Raw genomic sequence first — 14,354 nt, forward strand, 5'->3', positions numbered from 1 at the left:
ATATGCATATTTCCGACCATCGATTTCAAAAGCCTGTCCGCATTGTTCGGCAACTCACGGCTGGACGAAAGGTCTCTGTGATCTCGTGCCGGATCCCTTCTCACGCTTCGCAGTCATTTCTATGTACGATTGCAGCTTGCGCTTTCCGCGATCTCGGCCTCGGTAGACGAAGAAACCGGTTCCGGAAGCCTCGCCATCCCCAGTTTTTAGCCAACATTCGCTTGTGCAAGTGCCGGCGTTTCGGCCGCCAATATCGCTTCAGGAGACAAAATGGATCATTTGCAGACGCAAGGCATCAGCCTGCCGCGGCTCGGCCTCGGCACCTTTCGCATGCAGGGCGATGTCTGCCGTGCTGCGGTAGAGAGCGCCCTTGCCCTCGGGTATCGCCACATCGACACCGCAGAAATGTACGCCAACGAAGACGCCATCGGGCGTGCGATTGCATCTTTCCCTCTCCCCCGCAACGACCTGCATCTCACGACAAAAGTCTGGCATAAGAATCTCGCGCCGGACGCGATCCGCCGAGCCTTCGATACGAGCCTCAACAAGCTTAGAGTCGAATTCGTGGATCTCTATCTGGTGCATTGGCCCTCGCGCAGCATGAACCTTCCGGCGGTATTCGAGACGATGGTGAAGCTGAAAGAGGATGGACTCACCCGCGCGATCGGGGTTGCCAATTTCACCATGTCTCTGCTCAAGACCACCGTCGAGGAGATCAAGGCACCAATCGCTTGCAACCAGATCGAGTATCACGTGATGCTCAGCCAGTCGAAGGTCAAAAGTTATCTCGACAACAAAGGCATTCCGCTGGTGGCCTATTCCCCGCTGCTGCAAGGCTGCGCGGAAAGCAATGCCACTCTGATAGAGATCGGGAAGAAGCACAATGCAACCGTAGCGCAGGTAGCGCTGAAATGGCTGCTCGACCAGCCCGGCGTCGCCGTAATCCCGAAGGCCTCACGCACCGAAAGCCAGAAGGCGAATCTGGATGCGCTGAAGGTCGACCTCGATGACGACGATCGCAGAGCGATCGGGGCCTTGCCGAAGGACAAGCGTCTTGTGAATCCAGGTTTCGCGCCGGCCTGGGATTAACGTCGGCCGTCATTGCGAGCCGGCCCGCTCGTAAGCCGTGCCCGTGCGGTGGTCTAGATTTAGGAGGCTGGCCAGCATTCGGCACCGTGCTAAAGGCTCCCCCTGATCGATACCCGGCTTATTCCTGTCTCGAAGCGACGCAGAACGCAGAACCCAGCCACAGGAGAGACGATCGGCACGATCGCTGGGGCTCCGAAAAAGACTTCGCTTGAGAGAAGCCGACAGATCGAGGCCGCCCATCAAGGCTTTCTCATAACGCACACGGCACGGGCCGTAGAACCGGTAGCCGGCGGAGGAGGCCTACAGTGAGAGGTCTCCTGAGGGGACACGCGCATCCTTTACTTTGAGGCATTGTGTCTGGACTCGGAGTTTAATGCGACCTAGAGCCTCCGGACGGGGACCGCTGACGAGCAGACCTTTCTCGAAGCGTCACATACTCTAAAGTTGGGGCGGAGGCGAGCGCTGCGCGCGAGCCTCTTGATCAGCTTGGATCGCTCGAGCAGAAAGTCGCGAACGATACGGCGCGCTAAGCAGCAACACAAAAAGCGCTCTGTTGGCCTCATATCTGGCAGCGGATCGGCTGCTTCTTGAACCCGTCATTACCAGCGTGCCTTGGGAGGTGCAGACCGACCACAACCATCTTCGCCTGCGCTGTTTTAAGAAAACCTCGAATACTGGAAATCGATCAGACATGGCATTAGCACCTGAGGCCATAACCTCTACCCGTAGTCTGCATTCCTGCATCATAGCCCAACTAGGCGGGTGCCGGTCTATCTGTTGCGCATGCTGGTTCTAGGCGTACTGCCGTGTGGGGTCTAAGAAAGCCTTGATGGACCGCCTCGATCTACCGGCTCCCCTCCAGCGAAGTGTTTTTTTCGGCCCCACCAAGGCCAGGAACACGGGCCCGCCGTGGATATGCTCATTTGGTCATTTCCGCAGGCATACAGGTTTTAGTTGCGGAAATCCGTAGAGCGCAGTAGACGTCTCGCCGAGGACCCGCTCTCGGGCGTCCTCGTCTGTGACGAGCCCCTCAAGCCATTCCAGGGTCTCCACATAGGATGGCACATAGGCGTGGGCGGCCGTCACGTGCGGCCACTCCGACCCACAGAGCAGCTGTTTCGGGCCGAGCTCCTCTAGCATCCTGCCCGCCGCTGCTTGGGCCCAGCCATGTGGGACGCGTCCGATCCCCGACAGCTTCACCCACGCGTTCGCGCCTTTAGCGAGCGCCAGAAGCCGCTGCAGGCGCGGATCCCAGGCGGGATCGCGGCCGCAGTCCGCAAGTCCGAAGCCTCGGAACACCAGACGGTGGCCGTCGGCTAGGAGCAGCTCTGCCAAGCGCTCACGTCCTTCGATGCCGCCGGACACCTCCAAGTGCAAGCCAAGCTGAAGGGCAGCCTCGAGGGACTCGGTCAGTGGATCGGGATCGTCGAGGGTTAACGCCAAACCCGCAGCGCCTGATTGGCCCCACTCCTCCAGGACCTCAGGCGCCAGCGGTTGCACGAGGGGCGGAATGAGTCTCACCGGCATTCGGGCCTGCCTCGCCTCCCCGACGGTCGGTCAAAATCCCCCGGGTGAGGTCACCTCAAACTCCCCCACCTGATTCCGCCTGGTTGGGCGGCTGATCGGCCGCAAAGCACGTAGCAGGACGTTTATTTTCGCCCCCTTTAGGGAAGAGGGGACCGGGAGTTGAACGTCTTGAAGCCGCATCTGCAAAGCACCGTATTTACGTTACTTGAGCGCCAGACGAGCCAACGAGAGATCCAGCGGCTGACGGGGATCGACCGCAAGACGATCCGGCGCTACCAGGCGATTTTCGTGTCCCGGCGAGCGGCGGAGGCAAATTCCCCCGGGGTGACCGCCGGCTCCGAGGCCGCGAATGGCCAAACTCCCCCACCTCCGCGACCGCCGGCTATCGGCATGAAGGTGGCCGCCAAGACGTTTGATTTCGCCCGCTCAGCCTGTGAACCGCATCGGGAATGGATCGAGCAGCAGGTCCGACTGAAGCGCAATGCGCAGGCGATCTACCAGGATCTGGTTGATCAGCTCGGCTTCACTGCCAGCTACGAGAGCGTCAAGCGTTTCGTGCGCGCCTTGCGCCACATCGATCCCAAACAGTTTGACCGTCTCGAGTTTGCCCCCGGCGAGGAAGCCCAGGTCGATTATGGTGAAGGCGCGCTGACCCGTGATCCGAAGAGCGGTCGTTACCGCCGGCCGCGCCTGTTCGTGATGACCCTGCGCTACTCGCGGCGTAGCTTCCGGCGGGTGGTCTGGAAGTCGAGCCAGCAGATCTGGGCACAGCTCCACGAAGAGGCTTTTCGATATTTTGGCGGCGCCGTCGGCTATGTCGTGCTCGATTTTGTTACCGGTAACAAAATCGCTCTTATGTGCCGGACATCGTTATGTGGCTGGCAACGGCTTGAGCCGGTCTTTCGGGGGAGGACCGCGGGCGAGTGGGCACATAATGCGCTACAGCGAGTTGAGCCAGTCGAGCAGGGTTTTGTCGTCCTTCCAGGCGACGCGAGCCCGGGACACCGTTGAAATATCGGAACCCAGTTCGCAGGCGCGCAGCGCCTCGGCCTTAGCGCGCAGCGTCAGCTCGGCATAACGGTTTGTCGTGTCGAGACTGACGTGCCCGAGCCAACTCCGTATGACATTGACTTCGACACCGGATTCCAGCAGGTGGCAAGCAGCGGTGTGCCGGAATAGATGCGGACTGACCCGCCTGGATTTCGGCCCGTGTGTATCGAAGGATGCGCCGTGTCGTCGGACAATCTTATAGATCCCGAACCGCGTTAGAGGGCGGGCCTTCGGAGCGCAGAAGACTGGCTCGCCTGGCGATGCGCCACGCTGGGCGAGGAGCGCCTGGAGATGCTTCACTGTCTCATCCCAAAGCGGGCACGTCCGCCACTTGTCACCCTTGCCGTGCAAGTGGACTTTGGCCGGCGGCTTGAGTTCGAGGTGCTCGATACGAAGATCGGCAACTTCCTGCACCCGAGCGCCCGTGTTGTACAGGAAGAGCAACAGTGTGTGGTCGCGCAGCGAGAGATGACCTTGTCGAGGCAGCGAACGAAACAATGCCGTTACCTCCTCCCGCTCGAGGAAATGTGTGTCGGGCAATGATGTGCGCTTGACGGGGATCGCCGCGACCTGCTGACAGACCGCCAGCATCTCGGGTGCACGCACCGCGAGGTAGGCAAAGAAGGTGTTCAGTGCTGCCCGCCGTTGATTGCGAGTACGCACCGAGTTACCGCGCTCTTGCTCCAGGTGCCTCAGGAACGCCAGGCTTCGTTCGAACGTCAGGTCATCAAGGGCCAGTGTAGCAATCCGGCGACCACGCTGCTCGGACACGAAGCACAGGAACAGGCGAATCGTGTCACGATAACTGCGGATCGAACCGAGCCGCAGGCCCTTCTGTACCGGGAGATGATCGGTGAAAAATGACTGAACCAGTGTACCGAGGGAGGGGGTCATGACTGATCCTCCCCGAGCGTTGTCGCAGCAAAGGCACGGAAGCGGCGGTTGGCGTGTTCGAGAAGCTCCGGGGTCGGCGTCAGATACACCGCAGTGGAATTGATGTCGCCTGCCCCATGAAAGTCGAGAGTGCAAGAAGCTTCGTCTGAGGATCGAGGCCGAGCCTGTACCAGCGCGTGAGTGTACCAACGGCGAACGAGTGTCGCAGATCGTGCAGGCGCGGCGGCGAAATGCCTGGCGGGATCTGCAGATTTAAGCTCAGGACCATAGCGTGAAAGGTCTGGCTGATTGTGCCAGGGTTGATTGGCCTCCCCCCACGCAAGCAGAACAGCGGCGCGTCGTCTGCAGCAGTGGCGGCGCGCGCCGCAGTCTGGCGTTGACGGAGATGCTGCGCCAGGAGCGTTCCGAGCTTTGGTCCAAATGGGACGAGGCGGCTCTTGTAGAATTTAGTCTCCCGGATAATGAGCAATCGCCGCTCCAGATCGACATCTTTGAGGCGCAGCCGGCAGGCCTCCCCGACGCGCAATCCCAGCCCATACAACACGGCGAACAATGCGAAATACGTGTTGCCACGCTCGATCGTACCACCATGGTTCGGGAGCGCCTTGGCAAGGGCAAGCAACCGAGTGGCTGTGTCTGTGTCGAAGATAAATGGTGTGCGCTGATACCTTCCGCGACGCGGCGGTGATCTCAGCGGTGTCTGGGCGAGCTTCCCGTGATCGACGAGATACGAAAGCAGTCGTCCCACCGTAGAGCGCAGGTGATTATAGCTTCTTGGCCGCGATCGCGGACGCGAGAGAAGAAACTCATCCACCAGTTCCGGGGTTACCTCACTAAGGCTACCAATTTTGTTCTTCGACAAGTAGGCATCGAACAGCGCGAGCGTCTTCTCTTCGACAAGATAGCGCCGTCGCAAAGAGCGCTTGTGAGCGAGGAATTGCTCGATCTCGCGGCCGAGAAAACTCTGGAAACGTGCATCGGAGCTCACAGCACGTCCTCCCCATTGCCGAATGCAACCTCACGCAGCTGTTCGACGGCGATCTTCCCGTAGATCTGGGTGGAGGAGGCGCTGCGGTGGCCGACGTAGTCGCCGATATGCTTCAGGGAGAAATTGGCGTTTAGCAGGCGCTGCACACAACTGTGCCGTAGGACATGCGAACCGGCGCGTGGCACGCGAATGCCGGCTTTGCGGATGAAATGGGCGGCGCGACAGACAACCGCGGCGGAGCCAATCGGGGCGTGCGGAGCACAGCAGCGCATAAACACCTCGCGGCATGTCGTGGCTGGCCGCCCGTTTTTGAGGTATTCGACGATCGCTGCTCCCACCGCCGCCGAGAGCGGATAAGTGGTGGTATTGCCTGCTTTGCGTTCCCTGATCTTAAGCCGTTCGTTGCGCCAGTCGATGTCATCGAGCGTGAGCGAGGCGACCTCCGCTGCCCGCAGCCCATAGGTCGCAAGCAACAGCATCATCGCATAATCGCGCTTGCCAGAGGCGGACCGTCTGTCGATACCCGCCAGCACTTGCTCGACCTGCTCCCAACTGATCGATCGTGGCACGCCAGCGTGCCGGTACGACTGCGGAAACTCGACGAGCGAACTGAGATCCTTGGCCATAACCCCTTCACGATTGAGATAACGCAGAAAGACCCGCAGGACTCCGCATGCATTGCGCACCGTTGACCAGGACACTCGGGGCGGAGCGTACTCGGCAATGAACCCGCTGAGCACGGTTGGCGATAACTTTGCGAGGTTGTCGACGCGGATGCGTTCAAGGTAGGCCGCGAACTGACGCAAAAAAATTTGGTATTGGTATATCGATCGCTGACGAAGTCCTTTCTCTTCGATCAGGTACCTCAACAACCCTGGTGCTTGGCGTTCGAACGGGTTGTCCGGCTTATGGAGACGACCCCGGCCAATGTAGCCGGGGACCGCCAGCCTTAGCATCTGGCGGATGGGATTGCGTACTTCATCGCCGATCTGCTTGCGTCGCCGGGCTGAGCGTCGTCTAGCACGCTCACCAATCCACGCTTGCACGAACGGCTCGACGTGATCAGGCAGGTTTTTGACCTCGCTGGCGCCGTGAGCTTTTGCGAACTCGCCAAAGCTCACCACGATGGGAATCCGGCGAGACACGCTGCGGTCCGTATAGCGCTGCTCCGCCATCCAGCTGACGTACTGCTCGACTGCGGGAGCGATCCAGGACTCGTGAATACGTGGAGAACGCGATCCAGCACACCCAGGGCACCGCGCTCGCCGGGCGGCGCTTCGAGTTCACTCGAGGCTCAGAACAGCTTTCTGGAGCACTGGGAGACGAACTGGGCTTCCAAACGCATCCATGGCAGCATGAGGCGTCAGGTCGAGGCCATGTTCTAGGAGGAGAAGCCGCATCTGCGGCCATTGCCCGCGACCGGCTTCCGTTACTTCTCCGAGCTCGTGCGCACCGTCTACGACGACACCACCGTGCGGGTGGATCACAGCGACTATGCCGCGCGCCCCGCGCCGATCGGCAGCCAGGTCGTGGTACGCCTTTACGAGACCACGATCGAGATCCGCGACCGCAGTACCCAGGCGCTGCTGCGCGTTCATGCCCGCGCCGCACGGCCGGGTTCGCTCAAACTGCCGCACAACGAGCGCCCGTTCAATCCATCTCGTCAGACCGCCTTCCTGCTGGCAAGCGCCGGCGACATCGGACCGCAAGCGAAGGCGCTCTGTCAGCACCTGTTCGACACCGAAGGTCGCGTTGGACAACGCGCGATGTGGGGCATTGTCGGACTTGCGAAGAAGTATCCCGCCCGGCTCGTCGAGCAAGCCTGCGATCACGCGGTGCGTCATCACATCCATCGCTACAAACAGGTGCGCGCCATCGTTGAGCGATTGTTCGAGCGGGCGCTCGAGCGCGTCGATCAGGCACCACAACTCACGCTGTCTCTGACGCAGGATCATCCACTGATCCGTCCCGCAGACGAGTACGGCGAACTCTTTCGCCTCGGCGCCCAGAACCGGGCCAGCAACGAGCGCCGGCCCGGCAACAACGGCAATGATCAGCCCGCACCAAACCGCGCTCGCGTCGTCTCCGCAATCCCGGCCAGCTCCGACGACGCGAGCGCTCCCGCCGAGACCTTGATTGCCGATCAACTCTGCCTTTCAACTTCCACAGGAGATCATTCGGAATGACCATGACCTTGCCAGAAATCGATCGCTGCCTACGACAGTTGCGGTTGTCGGGCATACGCGACACGCTCGAGACCCGCGTCCTGCAGGCCCAGGGCGCCAGCCAACCGTTCCTCGAGACCTTCTGCCTGCTCCTGCAGGACGAACTCGATCGTCGTCAGTCCCGTCTCATCGCTCGCCGCTACCAGCAATCCGGGCTTGAAGAGAAGCTCACGCTCGCGGAGTTCGACTGGTCCTTCAATCCCAAACTGCCGCGTCAGGCCTGCTTCCAGCTGCATGCGCTGAAGTTTGTCGCCGTCGGTGAAAACGCTCTGTTCATTGGCAAGCCCGGCACTGGAAAATCGCACGTGGCCAAGGCCGTCGCCTACCAGGCCGTCCTGCAAGGCCACAAGGTCCAGTATCTCGAGGCCGATGACTTCTTCAACCGTTACGCCCTCAGCCCCGCCGCTCAGCGCGAAGCGCGACTGCGGAGCATCTTTGACTGCGATCTGCTTGTGCTTGACGATCTGTTCCTCGCTCGCACCATCCCCGACGAAGCTGGCGCTTTGCTGCAGAATCTAATCCATCAACGCTACAAATTGCACCGCAGCGTCATCGTCACGTCCAATCGCGTCGTGCAGGATTGGGGCGCTTATCTCCGCGACAACACCATGAGCACGACGATCCTTGACCGCCTCATGCACCATTGTCATCTGCTTGAGTTCGACGGCCGCAGCTACCGCCTCAAGGAAGCCGCCGAAGCCCTTGCACGCAAAACCCAGTCAATCTAATAACCTCTTGTCCTGCTCCACAAGTGGGGGAGTTTGCGCGACCACAGGTGGGGGAACTTGAAGTGACCGTCCGGGCGCCTGGGCGAAAAGCTCCGTCGGGTCACCGTTCAGGAAGGCGGGCTGGATCAGGACCAGCCCGGTGATCGCGCAGGCGCGCGCGGCGCCTTCCAGCTGTTCCAAGGAGCCGTCGATGATCGGCGCGGTCCGCCGGGCCTCTCGGCGGAAGGCATGGACCTCGCAGTCGATCCTCATGGAGCGCCCTCGCCGCAGAGCGCAGCCGGCAGAGCGACCGCCAGGCCGCAGCTCACCCGGAAAAGCAGGTCCTCGACGGCGGCGCGGCGCACGTAGAGACTCTCCAACTTCTGCTCAATCACGCGGCGAGCGACGTCCCGCTGCGCGTCCGGGCCGTGGCGCTCGGCCGCGATGATCTCGTCGATAGGGCCGAGTCCTAAAATGGAATGCTCGCGCGCCATTGCAAATACGGGGTCGCTATAGGTGATCCTCAATCCCAGCCAACAGGCTGAGCGTGCCATGTCGTTTGTATTCATGGTCGCGCGCAAAGCTGGCGTGGATGCCAGGCTTGGGCGGCAAATCTGGCGCCGTCGTTGCGATGGCCTGGATTCCCGGCTTCTCGTCGCAGGAAACGATCGTCACCGGCTTTCCCCGCTTCTTCTTTCCCTTGGCAGAGGCTTTCTTCAGGACTTCGACTTCCCCTCCGCCATCTTCTGTTCGAACTCGGCGTCGCGATTTTCAAGATAGTAGCGCACTTTGTGCGGCTTGATTTCCTCCCGGCCGAGGAATCTTGCACACCGTTCCCTGGACCAAATTGGCCAAACACGCATGCCCCGCCGCCGGCCCGTGTTCGCGCGCATGGCGCGCCAAGAGCCGCGTCGTCCACATGGATAGCCGTGGTCCTTGGCCTTGTCGCACGCCAGCGACACCAACCAGGCTTTGGCTTCAGGCGTGATGGTTGGTTCCTTGCCCGGTCGCGGGCGATCGTCGAGGGCTGCCAGCGGGCCATCGGCCAGCGCCCGCTCGACACAGCGCTGCACCGTCTGATGATGGACCCCAAGTCTCTGGCCCACCGCGCAGAACGAAGGATTTTCCCGATACGCCAGCAGCATCTGCGCCCGCGACACCCGGCTCGCCAGTTCGATCCTCGACCGCGAAAGCGTCGTCAAGGTCGCTATCTCTTCATCACTCATTGCCAACTCGACCGCTCGCCGCCATGCTGCCATGATACAGCTCCTCGTTTCGCCGACCGCAAACGAGGAATCCGCCAACAGCCCGTCCGTTCCACCAATTCAGCCTGCTACAGCAGCGCGAGTTTCATGGAATCGGTCGTCTAGGATTCAACAAACAGGTTGATGCGGCTACCGCAATACAGTGTGAGTAGCGGTGTTCCTTCGGCGCAAAATCTCAAGGCCTCTCTTTCAAAACTGGCCCGTGCAATGTCGTTTTAGAGGTGCCGCGATAGTCTCATGCGCATTAAGCGGCTTCCGGAAGGGCGGCCTTTTTACAAAGGCGGACTAGCCACCGGCAAAAAGCACGAGCGATTTCGGGATTGTCACTGCGGTCGACCGAATAGGCCCGATATTGCATGCCGCTGGGAGTACGTGACCCTGGTATCACCTGTAGAACGCCCCCGCGCACCAGATCGCCGACAATAATTTCGGGCGCTATCAGAAGGCATTTTCCCGTCATGACCGCCGGCAGAGCAAGGTAATTGTGATCATATCGCGCCCCTGACCTTATGTCTTTGGAGGTCAGGTTCATCGCCCGCAACCATGTGGGCAGTATGTCGGGCCGGGATGTGATGTTCAGAACTGGCATTGAGCGAACGACTGAGAGGCTTTTGCTGTGCAGGTGATTTGGAGAGCCCACACAGACGAGTTGCTCGTTGTAGATCTCCCAATCGTCAGCCGGTTCGATGACGGAAAGATCGCGCGTAATCAGGATGTCGAAATCGTCGGAAGATGTCGGTGGAGACAGTGAACTAATCACATCCACAATTACGCCACCCATTTCAGCGGAAAATGCCTGGAGATTAGGAATCAGAAAGGAGTAAGCGAAGGTCGAGAGCGACGTGCGGACAACAAGCCGATTGGCGTCCGGAAGGTTCCGCCGGCACATTCTTTTAGCGGTGAAACACACTGTATCTAGCGGTTCGGTGACCGTGTTCGCAAAAAGCCTTCCGAATTCCGTCAATTCGCTCCGCCTACCGCGTCGTTCCATGAGGTCTGTGCCCAGATAGCCTTGCAGCACGGCAAGGTAGCGGCTGACCGAGCTCTGTGTCATTCCCAATGCGCTAGCCGCGCGCGTTACGCTTCCTTCTCGCGCGATCGTCACGAACACCCGGATCGCGTTGAGAGGCACTTCATTGTCTTCGATAGCCATCTTCTATTCCGGCAACTTCTGGAATGTCCGCCAGTTTTCACGGCAGGCCATTGCCAAAAATGAATGTTCCATCACATTATTTCATGTTTGTAGCCGGATTACTGCTTATCAACGGTATATCGCGCGCAAAAACCACGTCCGGCCGAAGCCGATACGGTCGGCGCGATCGCCTTAGTTGAGTTGATCTCTGTCGCGTTCTCCTTAGGCGTATCTTAAGCGAGCCGTGGCAGTGGTTGCCACGATCGCTCGATCGCTCTTCTCGCAGTCGGACACCACGCGACTTTCCGGAGGAGAAAAACCCGTTAACTCGAGTGTTCCGATCGACAGCGCGCTAGGCATAGCGCCTGAGCGGAGCTCAGACCCTGCCTAACGTGTTGAAATCTCGACAATCACGGCGGAGACGAATGGTGCGTTCAGCAAAGGAAGCGAGCTTCAGCTGCCTTAACCTCGTCCATCTTCTGAAGTCTGAAAATCTCCTCCACCGGAAGAATGTCCTTGTGGACGTTCTGGACGCCACCGTCTGCGATGATCCGGCGGAAGGTCTCTTGGATAGCACTTGCAGCAGCGCGGATGCCGTAGTTGCCGTAGATCATCATGCGGATGTTGCTAAGCGCCTTGACCTGTTTGGCGTCGAGATCCGGGTATGCGTTCGGCACGATCACCAGCGGCACCGATCCGGTCCAGGCGCGCGAAAAGCTTTCAATCTCGAAAGGATCCTTCTTTTTCGAATGGATCAGGATCATGTCGGCGCCAGCCTCCACATAGGCTTGCGCCCGACGCAGGGCTTCCGCTTCGCCGAGGCCTGCGATCAGGGCCTCGGTGCGGGCGATGACGAGAAAATCTGGGTCCCGTTTTGTCGCACCGGCGGCTTCGACCTTGCCCTGAAACTCCTCAATGCGCAGCAGCTCCTGGCGTCCGCCCGCAACAAGGCTCGTTACCTTAGGAAAGGTCTTATCCTCGATGACAACGGCGCTCGCGCCGGCTCGCTCGTATTCTCTGACGGCATGGATCACATTGATCGCATTGCCGTAGCCCGTATCGATATCGGCAATGATCGGCAGCGTCGTGCGTCCGGCGATCGCCCGCAGCATGTCGAGATGCTGTGTCATCGAGATCAGGCTCATGTCCGCAAGGCCGTAAAGCGCCGACAGCTCAAATCCTGAGGCCCACAGGCCATCGAATCCGGCTTCTTCTGCGAGGATCGCCGAAAGCGGGCTATGGGCGGCCATGATGTGGACGAGGCCGGTCTCGGCCATGCGCGCGCGGAGGCGTTTGGCAGCGGACATCGGAGACCTTTCAGGACAGGGCGGCGCAGGCCGCTATGATGCGGTCGCAGGCGCGGGTGAGGTCCTCGAGCGACGAGGCATAGGAAATGCGGATATAGGGCGAGGCCATGAAGCCGCTGCCGGGCACGACGGCCACGGCGAAAGCCTCGAGCAGATACATCGCAAAATCGGTGTCGGTTTCGATGACCTTGCCATCCGGCGTGCGCTTGCCGATAACACCCGCGCAGGAGGGGAAAACGTAGAAGGCGCCGTCCGGCACCCGGCACGTAAGTCCCTCGGCCTGGTTCAGCCTGGCGACAACGAAATCGCGGCGCTGCAGAAAGGCGCTCGCGAATTCCTCGATATGTTGTCGGCCGCCGGTTAGCGCCTCGATGGCGGCATATTGCGAAATCGAGCTGGTGTGCGAGGAGGTCTGGCCCTGGATGAGGTTCATCGCCTTGATCAGCGGCAGAGGCCCCGCGCCATAACCGACGCGCCAGCCGGTCATTGCGTCGGCTTTGGACACGCCGTTCACCGTCAGGGTGCGCTCGTAGAGGTCTGGCGCGACCGCGGCCATGGTAGCGAAGTCGGCGTTATAGGTGAGCTTTTCATAGATGTCGTCGGACAGCACATGGACATGGGCATGGCGGCGTAGCACCGCTGCTAGCGTCAGCAACTCGCCTCGACTATAGACCGCGCCGGTCGGATTGCACGGCGAGTTCAGCATCAGCCACTTGGTGCGCGGCGTGATCGCCGCCTCCAGCGCCTCGGGGCGCAGCTTGAAACCATGGAATTCATCGCAGGCGACGAGAACCGGCTGCCGCCGGCGAGCGCTACCATATCGGGATAGGAGACCCAGCACGGCGTCGGAATTACCACCTCGTCGTCCGGATCGAGGCTGGCGAAGAGCGCGTTGAAGACGACCTGCTTGGCGCCGCAGCCCACCGTGATCTGGTCGATCCCGTAATCGAGCCCGTGATCGCGGCCGAAGCTCTTGCGGATCGCCTCGCGCAGCGGCTTGATCCCGGCGACGGCCGTGTATTTCGTTCGCCCGTAGAGAATCGCCCGGATGCCGGCTTCGCAGATCGCGGACGGCGTGTTGAAATCCGGTTCGCCCTGACTGAGCGTGATCACATCGGCGCCCTGATTGCGTAGCTCGGCGGCACGCGCTGTCATGGCCTTGGTTTCAGAGGGGCGGACGACATTGAGCCGTTTTGCAACGAGAGGCAAGATGGAATACCTGCGAAGTTTCGAAGAAAATCTTTGACGGCTTCTAGTCGCTCTAAACGGGCTAACCAATCCGGCTATCGCTTTTTTGAATTAGATGATCGAAAGTTACGATATCTTACGGTTGCATCGCCGGGCACGGCCTTCTTGCAGACGTGCGTCATCCAACGGCAGAAGGCACGAGCAAGATGCGAAGTAAGGCTACGATCGACTGCATAGGGCGCGGTATTGCATGCCGCTTGGGACCCGCGTGCGTCCGGCAGCACGGCAAGATAAGGCCCCCGGGAATAGGTCTGAGATAAGGACTTGCAGGCAGCCAGCAGGGATTAGCCGGTCGTCACCACCGGACGGGCGAGGTCGTGATGGTCGTAGTGCTGGCCGAGCACGCCATCGCCGCTCTTCATGTTCTTGATGTTCTCTTGGTCGCAGCCAAGTGGGAAGCTCGTCCGGTCAGGAGATAACCGTCAGCAGCGGGATAGAAGTAGCGCGGCACGTCGACGCCCGGCGATGCATTGCGGGGCACCCACGCGAGACCAGTTGTTCATTCATAGAGTCCCAAGGGACCGAAGGATCCGGCGGCTCAAGCTCGCGCGTGATCAGCACTTCGAAGCTATCCGCGGTCGAGGGCATGAACCGTGAGCTGCTGACGCACCGCCCCACGAATCTCGGATGAGAATGCCTGTAAGTTGGGAACAAACAACGTGCAGCCAAAGATTGTGAGTGAGGTGCGCACACGATGCGGTTCACCTTCGTCTCGTCGCCTCAGCCTTAGACGGTGAGCAGGATCGTCCACAGCGGCCCGGCGCATTGACGAAAAAAACGATTGGGCTGTAGCGCGACAAACTGAGGTTCTTCCGCACATTTGGTGCAGGGTGTAGGATTCACGGACAGTTCAAATAAGGGCATAAGGTAAGAATCGCAGTCGACGCTCGTGATTCGCCTTGCTCCAAGCCTTCCGCTCACT

General features: G+C 60.3%; 11 protein-coding genes and 3 pseudogenes. 4 read left to right on the forward strand and 10 right to left on the reverse strand.

Going from position 1 to position 14,354, the window contains the following annotated elements:
* Positions 1–270: 270 nt before the first annotated feature.
* A complete protein-coding gene (locus tag RX328_RS10675) occupies positions 271–1,089 on the forward strand; it encodes an aldo/keto reductase (RefSeq protein ID WP_213257149.1) in 819 nt (272 codons plus the stop codon).
* Positions 1,090–2,016: 927 nt separating this feature from the next.
* Here the strand turns inward: RX328_RS10675 and RX328_RS10680 are convergent.
* Entirely contained in the window at positions 2,017–2,532 is a 516-nt protein-coding gene (locus RX328_RS10680) for an amidohydrolase family protein (RefSeq protein ID WP_213257146.1), read from the reverse strand.
* A 208-nt stretch (positions 2,533–2,740) separates the two neighbouring features.
* Here RX328_RS10680 and RX328_RS10685 point away from each other — a divergent pair.
* Positions 2,741–3,444, forward strand: a pseudogene (locus tag RX328_RS10685) (IS21 family transposase); the annotation flags it as partial.
* A gap of 111 nt (positions 3,445–3,555) precedes the next feature.
* Here RX328_RS10685 and RX328_RS10690 read toward each other — a convergent pair.
* The 3 genes from RX328_RS10690 to RX328_RS10700 all read right to left on the reverse strand — a co-directional run bounded on the left by RX328_RS10690 (position 3,556) and on the right by RX328_RS10700 (position 6,723).
* On the reverse strand, positions 3,556–4,560 hold the full coding sequence (locus RX328_RS10690) for a tyrosine-type recombinase/integrase (RefSeq protein ID WP_213257144.1): 1,005 nt from the start codon (positions 4,558–4,560) through the stop codon (positions 3,556–3,558).
* 79 nt (positions 4,561–4,639) lie between these two features.
* Positions 4,640–5,548, reverse strand: coding sequence for a tyrosine-type recombinase/integrase (locus tag RX328_RS10695; RefSeq protein ID WP_312018156.1), 909 nt, complete (start codon positions 5,546–5,548; stop codon positions 4,640–4,642).
* Complete coding sequence (locus RX328_RS10700) at positions 5,545–6,723, reverse strand: site-specific integrase (protein WP_213257137.1); 1,179 nt, start codon at positions 6,721–6,723, stop codon at positions 5,545–5,547. The genes RX328_RS10695 and RX328_RS10700 overlap by 4 nt, the downstream gene beginning before the upstream one ends.
* 44 nt (positions 6,724–6,767) lie before the next feature.
* On the opposite strand from RX328_RS10700, the pseudogene RX328_RS10705 reads away from it, so the two are divergent.
* Both RX328_RS10705 and istB read left to right on the forward strand, forming a co-directional pair.
* Positions 6,768–7,734, forward strand: a pseudogene (locus RX328_RS10705) (Mu transposase domain-containing protein); the annotation flags it as partial.
* Positions 7,731–8,501 carry an IS21-like element helper ATPase IstB gene (gene istB / locus RX328_RS10710; RefSeq protein ID WP_409410919.1) on the forward strand — a complete coding sequence of 257 codons (771 nt, stop codon included), beginning with the start codon at positions 7,731–7,733 and terminating at the stop codon, positions 8,499–8,501. The pseudogene RX328_RS10705 and the gene istB, both read left to right, overlap by 4 nt.
* On the opposite strand, the gene RX328_RS10715 is transcribed toward istB, so the two are convergent.
* The 6 genes and pseudogenes from RX328_RS10715 to RX328_RS10740 all read right to left on the reverse strand — a co-directional run bounded on the left by RX328_RS10715 (position 8,493) and on the right by RX328_RS10740 (position 13,393).
* The gene (locus RX328_RS10715; protein WP_213257135.1) at positions 8,493–8,753 is read right to left on the reverse strand and encodes a hypothetical protein; all 261 of its coding nucleotides are present in this window, start codon (positions 8,751–8,753) and stop codon (positions 8,493–8,495) included. The two genes, istB and RX328_RS10715, sit on opposite strands and share 9 nt — an antisense overlap.
* Positions 8,750–9,034: a hypothetical protein gene (locus tag RX328_RS10720; protein WP_317258686.1), complete on the reverse strand. Its 285-nt coding sequence runs from the start codon at positions 9,032–9,034 to the stop codon at positions 8,750–8,752. Before RX328_RS10720 ends, RX328_RS10715 begins: the two co-directional genes overlap by 4 nt.
* Before the next feature lie 162 nt (positions 9,035–9,196).
* Positions 9,197–9,739 carry a helix-turn-helix domain-containing protein gene (locus RX328_RS10725; RefSeq protein ID WP_317258687.1) on the reverse strand — a complete coding sequence of 181 codons (543 nt, stop codon included), beginning with the start codon at positions 9,737–9,739 and terminating at the stop codon, positions 9,197–9,199.
* 250 nt (positions 9,740–9,989) lie between these two features.
* Positions 9,990–10,898: a LysR family transcriptional regulator gene (locus RX328_RS10730; protein WP_317258688.1), complete on the reverse strand. Its 909-nt coding sequence runs from the start codon at positions 10,896–10,898 to the stop codon at positions 9,990–9,992.
* 413 nt (positions 10,899–11,311) lie between these two features.
* Complete coding sequence (locus RX328_RS10735) at positions 11,312–12,184, reverse strand: isocitrate lyase/phosphoenolpyruvate mutase family protein (protein WP_213257619.1); 873 nt, start codon at positions 12,182–12,184, stop codon at positions 11,312–11,314.
* A gap of 10 nt (positions 12,185–12,194) precedes the next feature.
* Positions 12,195–13,393 (reverse strand): annotated as a pseudogene (locus tag RX328_RS10740) (pyridoxal phosphate-dependent aminotransferase).
* Positions 13,394–14,354: the final 961 nt, after the last annotated feature.

This window comes from Bradyrhizobium sp. sBnM-33, assembly GCF_032917945.1.
Classification (GTDB): domain Bacteria; phylum Pseudomonadota; class Alphaproteobacteria; order Rhizobiales; family Xanthobacteraceae; genus Bradyrhizobium.